At 52.5% G+C, this 15059-nt stretch carries 12 protein-coding genes; 11 read left to right on the forward strand and 1 reads right to left on the reverse strand.

The genetic code is table 11. The annotated features are described in order from the left end of the window. Window positions 1–27 precede the first annotated feature (27 nt). The 9 genes from PRIO_RS05215 to PRIO_RS05255 all read left to right on the forward strand — a co-directional run bounded on the left by PRIO_RS05215 (window position 28) and on the right by PRIO_RS05255 (window position 10170). Window positions 28–903 carry a radical SAM/SPASM domain-containing protein gene (locus tag PRIO_RS05215; protein WP_039834107.1) on the forward strand — a complete coding sequence of 292 codons (876 nt, stop codon included), beginning with the start codon at window positions 28–30 and terminating at the stop codon, window positions 901–903. Window positions 904–1017: 114 nt separating this feature from the next. Next, window positions 1018–1818, forward strand: coding sequence for a hypothetical protein (locus PRIO_RS05220; protein WP_020425863.1), 801 nt, complete (start codon window positions 1018–1020; stop codon window positions 1816–1818). Window positions 1819–1920: 102 nt separating this feature from the next. After that, on the forward strand, window positions 1921–4044 hold the full coding sequence (locus PRIO_RS05225; protein ID WP_020425864.1) for a class I SAM-dependent methyltransferase: 2124 nt from the start codon (window positions 1921–1923) through the stop codon (window positions 4042–4044). 163 nt (window positions 4045–4207) lie between these two features. Further along, window positions 4208–4855 carry a GntR family transcriptional regulator gene (locus PRIO_RS05230; RefSeq protein ID WP_020425865.1) on the forward strand — a complete coding sequence of 216 codons (648 nt, stop codon included), beginning with the start codon at window positions 4208–4210 and terminating at the stop codon, window positions 4853–4855. A gap of 248 nt (window positions 4856–5103) precedes the next feature. After that, window positions 5104–6273 carry an amidohydrolase family protein gene (locus PRIO_RS05235; protein WP_020425866.1) on the forward strand — a complete coding sequence of 390 codons (1170 nt, stop codon included), beginning with the start codon at window positions 5104–5106 and terminating at the stop codon, window positions 6271–6273. A 44-nt stretch (window positions 6274–6317) separates the two neighbouring features. After that, a complete protein-coding gene (locus tag PRIO_RS05240) occupies window positions 6318–7391 on the forward strand; it encodes an ABC transporter substrate-binding protein (protein ID WP_046501330.1) in 1074 nt (357 codons plus the stop codon). Window positions 7392–7428: 37 nt separating this feature from the next. After that, complete coding sequence (locus PRIO_RS05245) at window positions 7429–8286, forward strand: ABC transporter permease (RefSeq protein ID WP_020425868.1); 858 nt, start codon at window positions 7429–7431, stop codon at window positions 8284–8286. Window position 8287: 1 nt separating this feature from the next. Next, on the forward strand, window positions 8288–9070 hold the full coding sequence (locus PRIO_RS05250) for an ABC transporter permease (RefSeq protein ID WP_020425869.1): 783 nt from the start codon (window positions 8288–8290) through the stop codon (window positions 9068–9070). Window positions 9071–9084: 14 nt separating this feature from the next. After that, window positions 9085–10170 carry an ABC transporter ATP-binding protein gene (locus PRIO_RS05255; protein WP_020425870.1) on the forward strand — a complete coding sequence of 362 codons (1086 nt, stop codon included), beginning with the start codon at window positions 9085–9087 and terminating at the stop codon, window positions 10168–10170. A 62-nt stretch (window positions 10171–10232) separates the two neighbouring features. Here PRIO_RS05255 and PRIO_RS05260 read toward each other — a convergent pair whose 3' ends face one another. Next, complete coding sequence (locus tag PRIO_RS05260) at window positions 10233–11150, reverse strand: AraC family transcriptional regulator (RefSeq protein ID WP_020425871.1); 918 nt, start codon at window positions 11148–11150, stop codon at window positions 10233–10235. Window positions 11151–11276: 126 nt separating this feature from the next. Between PRIO_RS05260 and yicI the strand changes: the two genes are divergently transcribed. Together yicI and PRIO_RS05270 are read left to right on the forward strand one after the other, a co-directional pair. Next, window positions 11277–13598: an alpha-xylosidase gene (gene yicI, locus PRIO_RS05265; protein WP_020425872.1), complete on the forward strand. Its 2322-nt coding sequence runs from the start codon at window positions 11277–11279 to the stop codon at window positions 13596–13598. 266 nt (window positions 13599–13864) lie between these two features. Continuing rightward, window positions 13865–15046, forward strand: coding sequence for an SGNH/GDSL hydrolase family protein (locus tag PRIO_RS05270; protein ID WP_020425874.1), 1182 nt, complete (start codon window positions 13865–13867; stop codon window positions 15044–15046). The last annotated feature ends 13 nt before the right edge of the window (window positions 15047–15059 follow it).

Raw genomic sequence — 15059 nt, forward strand, 5'->3', positions numbered from 1 at the left:
AACGAATTTTGAAATGGGGAGCGGAACTTGAAAACTTTTAAAAAAGTCTACATCGAGATTACAAGTGTCTGCAACCTGGCTTGCAGCTTCTGTCCGCCCACGGAGCGGCAGAAAAACTTCATGAAGCTGGATACCTTTAATACCATTCTCGATGAGATCAAACCGCACAGCAATCATATCTACCTGCATGTCAAAGGCGAGCCGCTGCTGCATCCGAAGCTTGGCGAGCTGCTGGATGCCGCCCACGCCAAAGGGTTCAGGGTCAACATCACGACCAACGGGACACTGATCCATAAGGCTGGACCCAAGCTGCTCGGCAAGCCCGCGCTGCGGCAGATGAATTTCTCGCTGCACAGCTTCGACGGCCATGCGGGCTCGGAGAACCGGGAGGGATATGTGTCGGAGATTATTTCTTTTGTGCGCGAGGTCACGGCCCAGGGCGTTATTGTCTCCTTCCGGCTGTGGAATCTGACCGAGGACAACCGGACGAATCTGGAGAAGCAGCGCAACCGCGAGACGCTGGCGCTGCTGGAGGAAGCCTTCAATCTGGATTTTAACATTGAAGAAAAGGTGGTGCCCGGCAGCGGGGTGAAGATTGCCCCGCGCGTCTATCTGAACCAGGACCACGAGTTCAGATGGCCTGCCTTAAGCGAGCCGGAGGATGACGGCAAAGGCTTCTGCCACGCCCTGCGCAGCCAGGCGGCGGTGCTGGTCGACGGCACGGTGGTCCCGTGCTGTCTGGATGGCGAGGGCGTAATCAACCTCGGCAATCTCCATGAGAAGCCGTTCTCCGAGATTATCGAGGGCGAACGCGCGAACAATCTGTTCTATGGCTTCTCCCGCCGGGAAGCGGTAGAGGAGCTGTGCCGCAAATGCGGGTACCGGCAGCGGTTCGGGACGTAGAGCTGTTCTTTGAAATAGAAGTACACGAACATTTATAAGAATTACGGATAAGACCGATATTGATATAGAATATACTTTTTTTAGTATATGCATATACAATTTAGGAGGTAACCTATGAATGTATCGCGTTCTATTCAGCGCCCGCCATTTCCGGTAGCCATTCATGACCGGCAACAGCGAAGGGGAACAGAACAGAACCCCGGTCCAAACATGAGGATTCCGGGTAAACCGGAATCAAAGCTGCTTGACCATTTGAACAAGCAGAAGCAGTCCCTGATGGACAGGCGTTCCGAGTATCTGGGCAACGCCCTAAAAAGAGGGGAGAGCCAAGAAGCTATCCAGGCCGAGCTTGCCTCAATGGATGAGCAAATTCAGCAGCTGGAGCAGCAAATTCAAAAGCAGGCTATCGACAACCAGAACAAGACAAAAGGTCTGGATGAAGACAACCCCAAAAAGAAGGATGAGGCTCTTCAAGAATCGTGGAGTCCGGACAAACAAACGCCTGAAGAGCAGCAGCTTGCCTATACTACATACAACATGAACGGCGTCATATCTGCGGGCAATGATTTGAAGCAAAGCAGTGCTGTGCGAATAGCCCAAACCACCTTGCGGACTGAAGCAAAATCCTGGGAAAACAGCAACCCGGCGAAGTCGGCAGGTCTCCTTCAAAAAGTGACCAATCTGGATCAGAAGCTAATGAGCATTGCTATGGACGTCCAGGAACAACTGAAAGAAAATGTACAATCGGCACCTTCGCCGGTTATTCGGGACGAATCTCCTGCAAACGTGCAGGATCAGGAGGACCCGGCCGCCACTGACACCGAAGGCAGTCCTTCCAGACCGGAATTAGAGATCTATGCAGAAGCCAATAAGACAACGGTTCCCCCGGGCAGCCAGATTGATAAAGTCGTCTAGTACTTGTTCCAGAACAGCATTACGCATCAAACAGCAAGCTTCCATCCGGGGGCCTGCTGTTTGATGTTACGGCCTATACAACATGATCAGGAGGCGATCCGCATGCTGAAATCCCTGCAAGCCATTGAAGCGTACCGTGAGGACGGCAAGCTGTCCGGCGGGAGTTATCCCTGGCTGGACTATATTGTTCAAGCGGAAGAAACGATAGTCAATCTGGAACGGGTTGACTCGCTGCAAGAGCTGGAATACATCAATCCGGTGCTGGAGTATGTGGAGCGGAGCCTTCGCCTGCTCGATAGTCTGCCCCTGTCCTACTGGATTAAGGAGCTGGCGGAAGAAACGCTGGTCTGGGCAGAAACGGCCAAAGGCGGAACTCTGCGCCAGCGCCGTCTGTGGCAGGCAGAGGGCATTAATATTTTTGTACATAATATCGGTTCGGCCGAGTTATACCTGAGACATACGGGTGGAACCGGGATGGAGGTGTACGGCGGGCAGGCGTTTCCGGCGCTGGAGCCGGGCGGCACCGAGGCAGCCAAGCAAGAGATCGTGCACCGGCTGATCGGGACCCATGGACTGATCGGACAGCAGATCCGCGGTGAAGTGCCGCCTTCCGTGAACCGTCCGCTGGCGGCGTTGGTGGAGGAAGGGCTGTTGACCGCCGATGAGCTGGAGCGGCTGCTGTTCGCGCTGAACCACTGCATTATTTCCGCCGTGTCCCCCGAGCTGTGGCAGGAGGTACGCACCGAAGTGATGGGGCTGATTGCGGTAATCTCTTCCGGGGATTTGCATGGCGGGGTGCCGATGAAGGAGCGTCTGCGCAGAATGCGTGCCGGGGCGATTGCCGGGGGTGAGGATTATGATGAGGAGTGGAGCAGCCTGCTGGAGGAGGGCTTCAATCCCGATGTCCTGGAACCTATGCAGCCTATCACTTTCTGGTATGTGGAAGCGGCGCTGCAGACCTTTTCGCTGGAGCAATACCTTAAGGTAATGGCACTTACCGCCTGCGGCAGCAAGCTGTCCGGCCTGAACCATATCAGCTTCGAGGCAGTCATGAACAGCATTTATTATGACTACAAAGGCGTCAAAAAGATTAATGTGTATAAGAAACGGATTATCGAAAAGTATCTGTCCGGCCTGGCCTGGGAGGATATTCTGAATGGAGCCACCCCGCCGGGTAATCCGCATCTGGTTCACCGGCTGCGGCGGGAGGAGCATCTGCCGGACACCCTCTTTTTCAATTTCGAATTCTCTCCGGCGGCTGAGAAGCTGATCGAGTTCTGCATGGAGGCCGAAAAGTCGGCACTCTACGAACGGGCTGTGCTGATGCTGTTCGATTTGTTCGAGCTGCGCCGCGATGCCTTTGACCGGTTCCATAATGAGGATACGTATTTGAGCCAAATGAATGAGACGGCAGACTATAAAGCGGTCATCCTGGAGTATGTCACCGGCCGGAAGGTGCTGGACATCGGCCCCGGCGGCGGTGTGCTGCTGGATCTGATCGAGGAGCGATTGCCGGGAGTCATCCCGGTCGGCATCGACATTTCCAGCAATGTGGTGGAGGCGCTGCGCCAGAGGAAGCAGCGGGAGGGGCGCCTCTGGGAAGTGCTGCAGGGCGATGCGCTGAACCTGAAGGACTTCGTAGAGCCGGGCACAGTGGATACTGTGATTTTCTCCTCGATTCTGCATGAGCTGTATTCCTATGTGCCGCTGAACGGGACAAAGTTCAATCATGCGACCGTAGCAGCGGCACTGGTGAGCAGCTTTGAGGTGCTGGCCGACGGCGGGGCGATCATTATCCGCGACGGCATTATGACCGAGCCGCTGGATCAGCGGCGGCGGGTCCGTTTCCTGGAGGAGGGAGGAATGGCGGCGCTGGAGCGCTATGCCAAGGATTTTGCCGGGCGGGTCATTCAATATGAGCGGATTGATGAACAAGAGGTGCTGATGCCGGTCAACGATGCGATGGAGTTTCTGTACACCTATACCTGGGGGGAAGAGGCCTATGTCCATGAGGTTCAGGAGCAGTTCGGCTATTTCACTCCAAGCCAGTATGCCGATTTTATCAAGCACAATTTGGGCGAGCAGGCGAAGGTTGAGGTGTTCCGGCACTATTTGCAGGAAGGTTACACGGAGGCGCTGCGGGACAGGGTGGTCGTTATGGACGAAAACGGCGAAGAGGTGGCATTGCCGGACAGTACCTGCTTTATTGTGATCCGGAAAGCATAAGGGCATTGATCTAAGGAAGGCTGAAACAGCGTGTGCAGCGTGTAGAAATGATACGGGACAATTGCCTCGCAGTGATGATCTAACTTTACAGATGCTGTATTCAGATAGTATTATAATCAGCGTATTGTTGTGATGATCATGACCGGTGAAGGAGACTGTGTATATGGGCAAGCAGAACCAAGCGCAAATTGCATACGACAGCATTCTTCGGGATATCAAAGAGAACCAGCTAACCCAAGGCCAGCCCATTATAGAAGAAGAATACGCCAAGAAGCTGGATATGAGCCGGACTCCGGTAAGAGAAGCGATCAGACTATTGTCCGTAGAAGGATTTGTGACCGTTTACCCTCGAAAAGGCGCGTATGTCAGTGTACTGACAGCAGAAGATGTGAAGGAATGTTACGAAATGATGGAAGCCGTTGAGGGGATGATCGCTTATCTGGCTGCACATCAGCCTTCTACTGAGCATGTTAACCAGCTTACGGAACTGATCGGCAGAATGAATGAGCAAAAAAATCTGTCTAACTTCCATCAGTGGAAGGAATATGACATTGAATTTCACCGGACCCTGCACCGCATGTGCCCTAATAAGCTACTTATTTATCATGTGGAAAAGCTGTTCCACAAAACCTACCAAATTCAGACCCGGTTTGTGGCCGGAGTCAATTTGGAGAAGGCGACAGAGGAGCATCAATTCATACTCGATGCAATCATCGCTAAAGATTCCGAGAAAGCCAGGCATTATACACAGCAAAATTGGAACAGAGCCAGAAATGAACTGGTGAACTACGGATACAACGATAAGCTGTAGGTATTCTGAGAGGTTCATTATGCAGCTTACAACGCATTGGTATTGTATGGACAAGCCATTTGTTGCGCCCCTGTTGGGGCGTGAACGAGTGGTTTTTTTATTTAGTGTCATGTTATATTACAATTAATCCGATAAAAATATTTTTTCATACCCTATATGTAACTTTTGTTGACAAGAACCATCCTTGTACGTATTATTGTATACAATAACAAAAACAATTTGTTCACAAAAGATTAAGGGGGATTACCATGACGATTGATATCAGCCGCTTGCCCATCATTGACGACCATTGTCATCCATTCATGCCGACCAGAGAGAAGAAGAGTTTCGATAATTGCTTCACCCTCTCGTTGATCCCCCCCAAGAGCCGCGATACCCGAAACACTTTGTTATTCAAAATTGTCCGTAAAGAGATGATCCAGCTGCTTGGGCTTGATCCCCGCGCGACGGATGACGAACTGATCCTGCAGCGCAATCAGCGTTATCAAGCCAATCCCAAAGAATACGTAGACATGCTTTTCAAGGATGTAGGATTGGAATCACTGCTGGTGGACTACGGTTTCCCGGTTATGGGATCGCGGTTGGCCCAGGATGAGCTTGACTGGTTCCATCAGACCTCGTCGTCCATTCCGACCCGCCGCATTCACCGGGTGGAAGCTACCTATCACCGGCTGTTCGAGGAGAAGGTACCCTTCGGGGAATTGGAAGAGACCTACATCCGGGAGCTGCGGGACGAGGTGGAGAATCAGGGGACTATTGCTTTTAAGACCGTAATTGCCTACCATACCGGACTGAAAATAAACAAGATCAGCAAGAGCCAGGCCGCAGCCAGCTACAGCAGGTTCCTGGAATCGCCGGATAATACTGAAGCTGAAAAAGATGTCCGTGACTATCTCGTACTGCTCGCGTTCGAGCTGTGCATGGAATATGACATACCAATTCAGATGCATTCGGGAGCAGGGGATGCCCCGCTGCTGGATGTGAAGCTTGCAAGTCCGCTGCTGATGCACAGCATTGTCAGCGATCCGCACTATCAGGCTGTAAAGATTATTTTTATTCATACCGCATATCCGTTTGTTGAAGAAGCCGGTTACCTGGTCAATCAGTATCATAATGTGTATCTCGACTTGTCCTCCATGATTCCCTTCAGCAGCATAGGCGTGCAGCCGAAGCTGCGGCAAATCTTTGAAATGGCTCCTTTTACGAAAGTGATGTACGGCTCCGACGGTTTTACGATTCCCGAGGTCAGCTGGCTGGGCGGCCGGATGATCAAGAAAGAGCTGGGTAAAATGCTAACGGATCTGGTGACAGATGGAATTATTGATGAAGAATATGCTTATACTGCGGCTGGCCTGGTTCTTTCGGAAAATGCACGCAATCTGTATATCCGCAACTGGGGCGAAAGATCAAACGGCTAAACCAAAGGAATTATCATCATCTAAACGATAAGGGGATATGCGCGATGCGGAAATGGTTCTATGGAAAAGCTGCGGCAGGTATACTGACACTTCTGATTACGGGAACAGCCTGCAGTTCGGGTAATGATGCTCCAGCGGCGGCAGCCACAGATAAGCCTTCCGGCGGCAAGCTGGTGGTCACCTCTTTCGGCGGAGCGATTGAAGAAACCCAGCGTGCCTATATCAAACAATTTGAAGAGGAGTACAATGCCGAGGTTGAAGTTGTGACGTTGTATTCGGCAGATGCGCTAGCCAAGATTCGTGCGGAGAAGAACAATCAAACCATCGATGTGGTGCTGTTCTCAGGCGGACAGGAGCAGATTGCAGCGAAAGAGGATCTGATTATGAAGCTCGACCCGGAGCAGATGGAGAACCTGGACCAGCTGTACCCGGAAGCTCGTAGTGCTGAAGGCTATGGGCCTACCTTCGGCTATGAAGCTCTTGGCATGATTTATAACCGTGATGCAATCCCAACTCCTCCAGCCTCGTGGAATGATCTGTGGAAGGAAGAATATAAAGGACAAGTCGGTTTGGTTGATATCTCCAACACCTACGGTAATCAGTTTCTGGTAGCCCTCGCCAAGATGAACGGCGGCGGAGAAGATAATATTCAGCCTGGACTCGATGCAATCAAGACTTTGCTGCCCAATGCCGCGGCAATTGTGAAATCCAGTCCCGAAGTCGGCAATTTGTTCGCCCAGGATGAGGCGGTTATTGCCCCGTTCGATTCCGGTTATGCCTATACGTTTGGCAAACAGGGAATTCCCATTAACTTTGCGATTCCCAAAGAAGGAGCCGTCGGCATCTATATTACTGCCCAAGTGGTGAAAGGCAGCCCGAACCCTGAGCTTGCCCGGAAATATATTGACTTCCTGCTGCGTCCGGAGATTCAGAAGCTGACCGCTGAGGGAGGCGGCTATTCCCCGACCAATAGCCAGACAGAGTTGTCCGATGATTTGAAAGGCATCCTTCCGAATGGCGAAGATACGTTTAACGGCCTGATTCATCTTGATTTGGCGCAGGTGAACAACAACAAGGCAGATTGGATGGAGAAGTGGAGCAAATTGATTTCACAGTAGCACTGCATCATTACTATTTGAAGGGAGCTGCAATGCCATGCTGAAACGCATTCCCCCTTACTGGATTCTGCTGGCTCCCGGGCTGATAATTTTCCTGCTGGTGTTTGTCCTCCCGCTTGCCCGGCTGCTGATGCTCAGCTTTTATCAAACGGACTCATCCGGAGGCATGGAAGCGGCGTTCGTCTGGCAGCAATACGGAAGATTCTTCACAGATCCGTTTTATCTGCAAATGCTCTGGCGTTCGGTGTATATCGGTGTCGCCGTAAGCTTCATCTGTCTGATTCTGGGATACTGCCTCGCGTATGGGGTATCCCGGGCTCAGCCCAAACACCATTTTCTGCTGCTCATCTTAATCGCCCTCCCTCTGTTGACAAGCGCCGTAATCCGCAACTTCGGCTGGATTATTATTCTGGGCCGCAAAGGAATTCTGAATCAATTCCTGCTCGGAATAGGGTTGATCCAGGAGCCGCTTGAGCTAATGTATACTCCTGCGGGTGTGATTATTGCTTTGGTGCATGTCATGCTTCCTTATATGGTGCTCGTTCTTTACTCGGTGCTGGAAGGCATGGACCGCAATCTTGAAAGTGCGGCCGCCAATCTGGGTGCGTCGAAAACAAAGGTATTCTGGTTCGTCACCCTGCCGCTCTCTAAACAGGGGATTATTGCTGGAACATTGCTTGTTTTTTCAATTACATTAAGCTTTTTCGTCACTCCGTCCCTGATCGGGGGGGCCAAGGTGAAGCTGATGGCTACAGAAATCTACAACCAGACCATTAACCTGCTTAACTGGCCTTATGCTTCTGCAATGGGCGTCATTTTACTGCTGACCATGCTTGGGGTAACCAGTCTCTACAGACGGATGCTTAGCGGCAGGAAGCCGGGAGGAGTCGTTTGATATGAGAAGGAAATTTCCGCTCCTTACTATAGTAAATACTCTAATCTATCTATTTATTATGGCACCGCTGCTTGTCATCCTCATTTCATCATTTAATTCCGGTGAGTTTCTGGTGTTTCCTCCCAAAGGCTTCTCCCTGCGATGGTATGAAGAGGTGCTGACAGGCGGGAGGTACACCGGACCCTTCCTGACCAGTATTAAGCTGGCTGTTTTGACTACGCTGTTTGCGCTGCCGTTTGGGACGATGATTGCCTACGCCATACAGCGGTTTGAATTTCGGCTGAAGAATGCGCTGCAGGGGCTTTTTCTGTCCCCTCTGGTTATTCCGACGCTACTGTTCGGCATCGGCCTGCTGATTTTCTTCAGCTACCTGGGCATACGGATGTTCTTCCTGAGATTGCTGCTCGCCCATATCATCTTAATTATTCCTTATGTCGTGCGGACCATGCTGGCCGGATTCTCGCGGATGGAACGGTCGGTAGAAGAGGCTTCGATCATTCTCGGCGCATCGCCGGTGAAAACCTTCTTCCTGGTGACACTTCCGTTTGCCAGACCGTCGCTGCTCGCCAGTGCGTTCCTCAGTCTGGTGCTTTCCTTTGATGAACTGGTTATCGCCTTATTCCTTACAGGTCCAGGCATCAACACGCTGCCGATGACCATTTATTCGGACATTCAGTTCAATCTGTCCCCTTCGTTGGCTGCGGTATCGTCCATTATTATCGTAGGCACGATTCTGATTGGGCTGCTGGGGATCGGCTTTATGCGGTGGGGCAAAAAAACATAGCGGGGAGGCACACCATGAGCCAACTGATCATCGAAAATCTCGTAAAAAATTACGGGCAAAAACCCGTAGTCAACAATCTGAATATTACTGTAGAGAGCGGTGAGATGCTGTCGCTTCTCGGACCGAGCGGATGCGGGAAAACGACAACCCTGCGTATGATTGCAGGCATGCATGATCCGACCTCGGGCTCCATCCGGCTGGATGGCAGGGAACTGACAACTATTGCTCCCCATAAAAGGAACATTGGACTCGTTTTCCAGAACTATGCCCTCTTCCCTCACTTAAGCGTTTTTGAAAATGTAGCTTTTGGACTGAAGCGTCACGGTGTGCAGAAATCGGAAATCAGGGGACGCGTGGAGGCGGCCCTGCATTCCGTGCGGCTAAACGATTTTGCAGAACGGTTCCCCGCACAAATGTCCGGCGGACAGCAGCAGCGGGTTGCGCTGGCGCGGACTCTTGTGCTTAAACCGCCGCTTGTACTGTTCGATGAGCCGCTCAGTAACCTAGATGCCAAGCTGCGTCAGGCGCTGGGAATTGAAATCCGCGTGCTGCAGCGGGAGTATGGTTTTACCGGGATCTTTGTTACTCATGACCAGGAGGAAGCGATGGTCATCTCTGACCGTATTGCCGTAATGAACGGCGGGAATATTGTGCAGACCGGAACGCCGCAGCAGATTTATATGCATCCTGCCGACCCGTTCGTGGCCGATTTTGTGGGAGAATCGAACTTGTTTCCAATCACCAATATCATGGAATCAGAAGGCATGTGGCGTTTCGAACTGACGAAGGGGAACCCCATTTCTGCGGAGAAAACCGGGAACGGGAGCGCTCCGACATATGTTATGGTCCGGCCGGAGGCTGTTTCTGTGCGGCGTAAAAGCTTGGAACCTCATCCGGTATCCGGACATGGGCTTAATACGCTGGCGGGTGAAGTGGCTTTTATCAACTACTCCGGTTCCTCCTATCTGATCGGAGTTGTAATCAAGTCGCTGGACCAGCAATTTATTATCCGGCTGCAGAACACGAGAAGAGAGCTGAATCTGCGGGTAGGCGAAGAAGCGGTGGTCGAGTGGCCGGTTCACGAAACGCTTACCTTCTGATATGTCAGGAAGGGTCCCGCATGCCGCATGGTTCTGTAACCCTTCAACGAGGCTCATTCATCTCACGGATACAGCTGCGACTGTCCGGCACCCTGTACTGCTCCCTTGCGGAACTCTGAAGGCGAGCATTTCATCGCCTTGCGGAACACCTTAATGAAATAGCTGACGTTATCGAATCCGACATCCATGGCGATGTCGGATATTTTGCGTTCGCTTTGCTGCAGCAAATCCGCGGCCTGGCGGATCCGGTAGGAATTGATGTAATCCACCGGCGTCTTACGGGTCATCGCTTTGAAAAAGCGGCAGAACTGCCCTTCGCTCATGGGTATAAGCTCAGACAAATCGCGGGTACGTATCGGTTCCTGGTAGTTGTCCTGAATGTAAAGGATGACCTTCTTCAGCCGGTTGATCTTGGTTGTATCCGCACCCTCCGACTGGGTATGGTTCACGGAGCGGCCCTCGATCGCGATCTGGGAGAGCATGATGAGCAAAGTTCCTTTCATAAAGGCCTCGAATCCGGGCATTTTATTAGCATATGCCTCCATTAAACGTTCGAGATGGTGGAGTAATTCCTGCTGCCAGGCCATCTCCGGTGTAAGATGTCTGGGGAAGCTTTGGCGCTTCTCCAGAAGCGGCAGAATCACCGTCTGCTGAATGGTGTCATATTGGGCGCTGGCCAGAAGATCAGGATGGAAGACCAGTGCGCAGAACCGGCAGGGGCTGTCCTGGAGCGCATACGCGGCATGGATGTCACCGGATTCGATGAACACCGCTTCACCCGGACGGAGCGGGAAATAATCGGTATCCACCTGAAACAGAATCTCGCCTTCCAGCAGCATAAAGAACTCTGCCTCTTCATGCCAGTGCGTATCCAGGACATGGGTTCCGGCCGGAAGCTCAATCCAATAGGCGGCAAGCGGGAACATAACATCACCATGTACACGGTCTTCTTTCAGCAGACGCTGAGAGGTACGGTCCATAATAAGCCTCCTTTTTGGTGGGACATCAGAATAGTGTTATAAATGAGCTATAATATATTAGTTTTGTCTAATTATTATCGTTATAATGCAACTATAAACACCAAATTGAAGGGTGGCAAGTCATACATGAAATTTACAGACGGCCTCTGGCTGGTTCGCGACGGAATCAATATCAATGGTGCGGTTCAGAACTATGTGGTAGAAAAAACTGCCGAAGGTTTGACCGCTGTTACGCAGACAACTCCAATTACAGGACGCGCGGCAACACTGAACTCTACGCTCCTGACTGTGAAATTCCATTCCCCGCTTCCGGGTGTGGTAGGCGTTAAGATTATTCATAATGATGGCGTAGTGGACCATGGTCCGGCCTTTGAATTGACCAAGGGTACCGGCGATCATGTCCAAATCGAAGAAACCGAAGCACAGACCGTGCTGATCAGCGGCGGGCTTCGTGTGGTGATCAACAAAGGCACACACTGGTCCGTGGACTTCTACCGGGGCGACGAGCGGATTACCGGCAGCGGTTTCAAATCGATGGCCTACATTACAGACCAGGACGGCAACACGTTTATGCGTGAAGAGCTGGATCTCGGCGTAGGCGAATTCGTCTATGGTCTGGGCGAGCGCTTTACAGCTTTTGTCAAAAACGGACAAGTGGTAGACATCTGGAATAAAGATGGCGGCACCAGCTCCGAGCAGGCCTACAAGAACATTCCGTTCTACGTAACAAGCAAGGGCTACGGCGTATTTGTTAACCACCCGGAACTGGTTTCGTATGAAATCGCTTCGGAAAAAGTGAAAAAAGCCCAATTCAGCGTAGCAGGCCAAAGCCTGGAGTACTTTGTCATCGAGGGACCTTCCATTAAGGAGGTTATTACTAAATATACCTCCCTTACCGGCAAGCCTGCGCTGCCTCCGGCATGGACTTTCGGCCTGTGGCTGACGACTTCGTTCACTACCGACTACGATGAAGCGACTGTCAATTCCTTCGTAGAAGGCATGGCCGAACGGGATCTGCCGCTGCATGTTTTCCACTTCGACTGCTTCTGGATGCGTGAATACCAATGGACCGATTTCCAATGGGACCCGCGCGTATTCCCGGACCCGGTCGGCATGCTGAAACGCCTGAAGGAAAAAGGCCTGAAAATCTGCGTGTGGATCAACTCTTATATCGGACAGCGCTCACCGCTGTTTGAAGAAGGCAAGAAAAACGGCTATCTGATCAAAAAAGCAAACGGCGACGTGTACCAGACCGATCTGTGGCAGGCGGGCATGGGACTCGTGGATTTCACGAACCCTGCGGCTTGTGAATGGTATGCAGGCTACCTGCGTGATCTGGTGGATATGGGCGTAGACAGCTTCAAGACGGACTTCGGCGAACGGATTCCAACCGATGTGGTGTATTTCGACGGCTCCGATCCGCAGAAAATGCACAACTATTACACACAGCTGTATAACAAGGTGGTCTTTGAAGTACTGGAAGAGAAGCTGGGCAAAAATGAAGCCGCCGTATTCGCGCGCTCGGCAACGGCCGGCGGGCAGCAGTTCCCGGTTCACTGGGGCGGCGACTGTTACGCGGACTACGAGTCGATGGCAGAAAGCCTCCGCGGCGGCTTGTCGCTCGGCCTGTCCGGCTTCGGCTTCTGGAGCCATGATATCGGCGGCTTCGAGAATACGGCTCCGGCGCATGTATTCAAACGCTGGCTGGCGTTCGGCCTGCTCTCCAGCCACAGCCGCCTGCACGGCAGCACTTCGTACCGCGTGCCTTGGGCATACGATGACGAAGCCGTGGATGTTACCCGCTTCTTCACCAAGCTCAAGTGCAGCCTGATGCCTTACCTGTATGATGTCGCCGGACAGGCACATGAACAGGGCTGGGCCTCGATGCGTGCAATGGTTATGGAGTTCCCGGAAGATCCGACTTGCGAAATTCTGGACCGTCAATACATGCTGGGAGATTCCCTGCTGGTTGCTCCGATCTTCCAGGAGAACGGCGAAGTGAAATATTATCTGCCGGCTGGCCGCTGGACCCACCTGCTTAGCGGTGAAACCGTACAAGGCGGATCATGGCGCAAGGAAACATATGATTTCTTCAGCCTTCCGCTCTTCGTCCGCCAGAACTCGCTGCTGGCTATCGGCAGTGTGGATACCCGTCCGGATTATGATTTTGCCGATGGCGTGAAATTCGGCCTGTACTCGCTGGAAGACGGTGCGGCAACAACTGCAACGGTCCGTGACATCAAGGGCGCGCCTGAGCTGACCGTTAAGGCTGAGCGTAAAGGCAGCACCATCTCCGTTACCGCCGAAAGCAGCGGCAAGGCCTTCACCCTGGCTGTGAAGGATCTGGGCACGATTGCCTCCGTGAATGGAGCAGAACTGGCAGATGCATCTACAGTGAGTGTAAAAGCAGGGGCGAAGTCCGTAGCATTCACCATTACACTGAACTAAGAATAGGCATTCTGAGGAATTCCCGAAAGGAACAAAAACCTCTCTGTCCGGCGGCCGCCTGCAAAGGCGTCCCTGCCGCCCTGAGAGGTTTTTTTGCTGTGGGGGAGCTTGTCCGGCTGCGCGCTGAAGCTGTCTGGAAAGGGACATTCCACCCGTTCAAGATCAAAATTGTGTTATATATCGGCTGAATCGTATTAGTTTCATGGCTATAATGTCCGTATACTGTGATTGTTTACAGATTAGCACGGATGAAGGAGCTACTTCACATGTACAGTCAAGAGAACCAAGCCAGTGTGTTCAGCCAGTCTGAGTACACCTCGGCTATGGCGCTGTCCACAGCGGCCAATTACATCATGAACTGGGCGGAACCGTTCACCCGCACCTACCGGACCTACATCCGTCTGCGCGAGAATGGGAGCCTGACCCTGAAATTCTGGCACAGCAATGCGGTGGATTCCACCTGGGATCTGGGCGTTGAAGCAAGAGGGAGCGAGCCGGGAGGGAAATGGAGCATCGAGGCGGCGTACATCGCCGACGGAGGGCTGAAGCCGGATGGTACGGTCATGCAAGGCTCGCAAGTGCCCGTAACTTTCTTGGGAGAAACAGCCAAGCAAGTGGCACCAGGGGAAGCCTTTTGGAGTGACGAAGCGGCGCTTGTGCTGCCGGAGGGCCACTATCTGGCTTTTACCTGGACGATTAGAACGGCTGCTCCCGGCAAAACCTTCCCGTACAATGTGGAGGGGATGCTCGTCTCTGCTTATGATGCTCCCGGGAATCACGCCGGTCAGGAAACGAACGCTGCCTTCAGCGAATCGGACAAGCTCCTGGTGCTGCCAAGCTATATCGGGTATAAGAAAAAGGTGGATAAAAAGCTCGTATTCCTGGGAGATTCCATTACACAAGGGGTGCGGACCGCAAAGGATGAGTATTCCTACTGGGCGGCACGGATTGCCGAAGGGCTTGGAACCGGGTATGGGCTGTGGAACCTCGGATCAGGGTGGGGGAGAGCGTATGACGCGGCCACTGACGGCGCCTGGCTGAATAAGGCGAAGCAGGGGGATGAGGTGCTGATCGTGCTGGGTGTGAACGATCTCGATATCGGCAAGCGCTCTGCGGCAGAGCTTCTAGCAGACCTCGCCTTCATCGTCTCTTCTATCAGAGAGGCTAACCCGGACGTGGAGATCATCCTGGGCACCGTGCCGCCGTTTAACTTCGAAGGCGAGCGGGAGGAGGCCTGGAGGTGTGTGAATACGCAGATTCTTACGGCTCCGCCGGCGGGGGTTAACCGCGTATTTGATATCGCAGCCGTGCTGTCCATGCCGGCTCCATTGGACCATAAAGTCCGCGCGGAGTATATGAGCAATACGGACGATCCGCATCCGAACGGCACCGCCGGTAAGGCGGTGGCGGACGCTTTTCTGAAATGGTACGGGGAAACCATCGGTTAAGTAAGGCTGAACA

It is taken from the genome of Paenibacillus riograndensis SBR5, assembly GCF_000981585.1.
GTDB classification, from domain to species: Bacteria; Bacillota; Bacilli; order Paenibacillales; family Paenibacillaceae; genus Paenibacillus_AQ; species Paenibacillus_AQ riograndensis.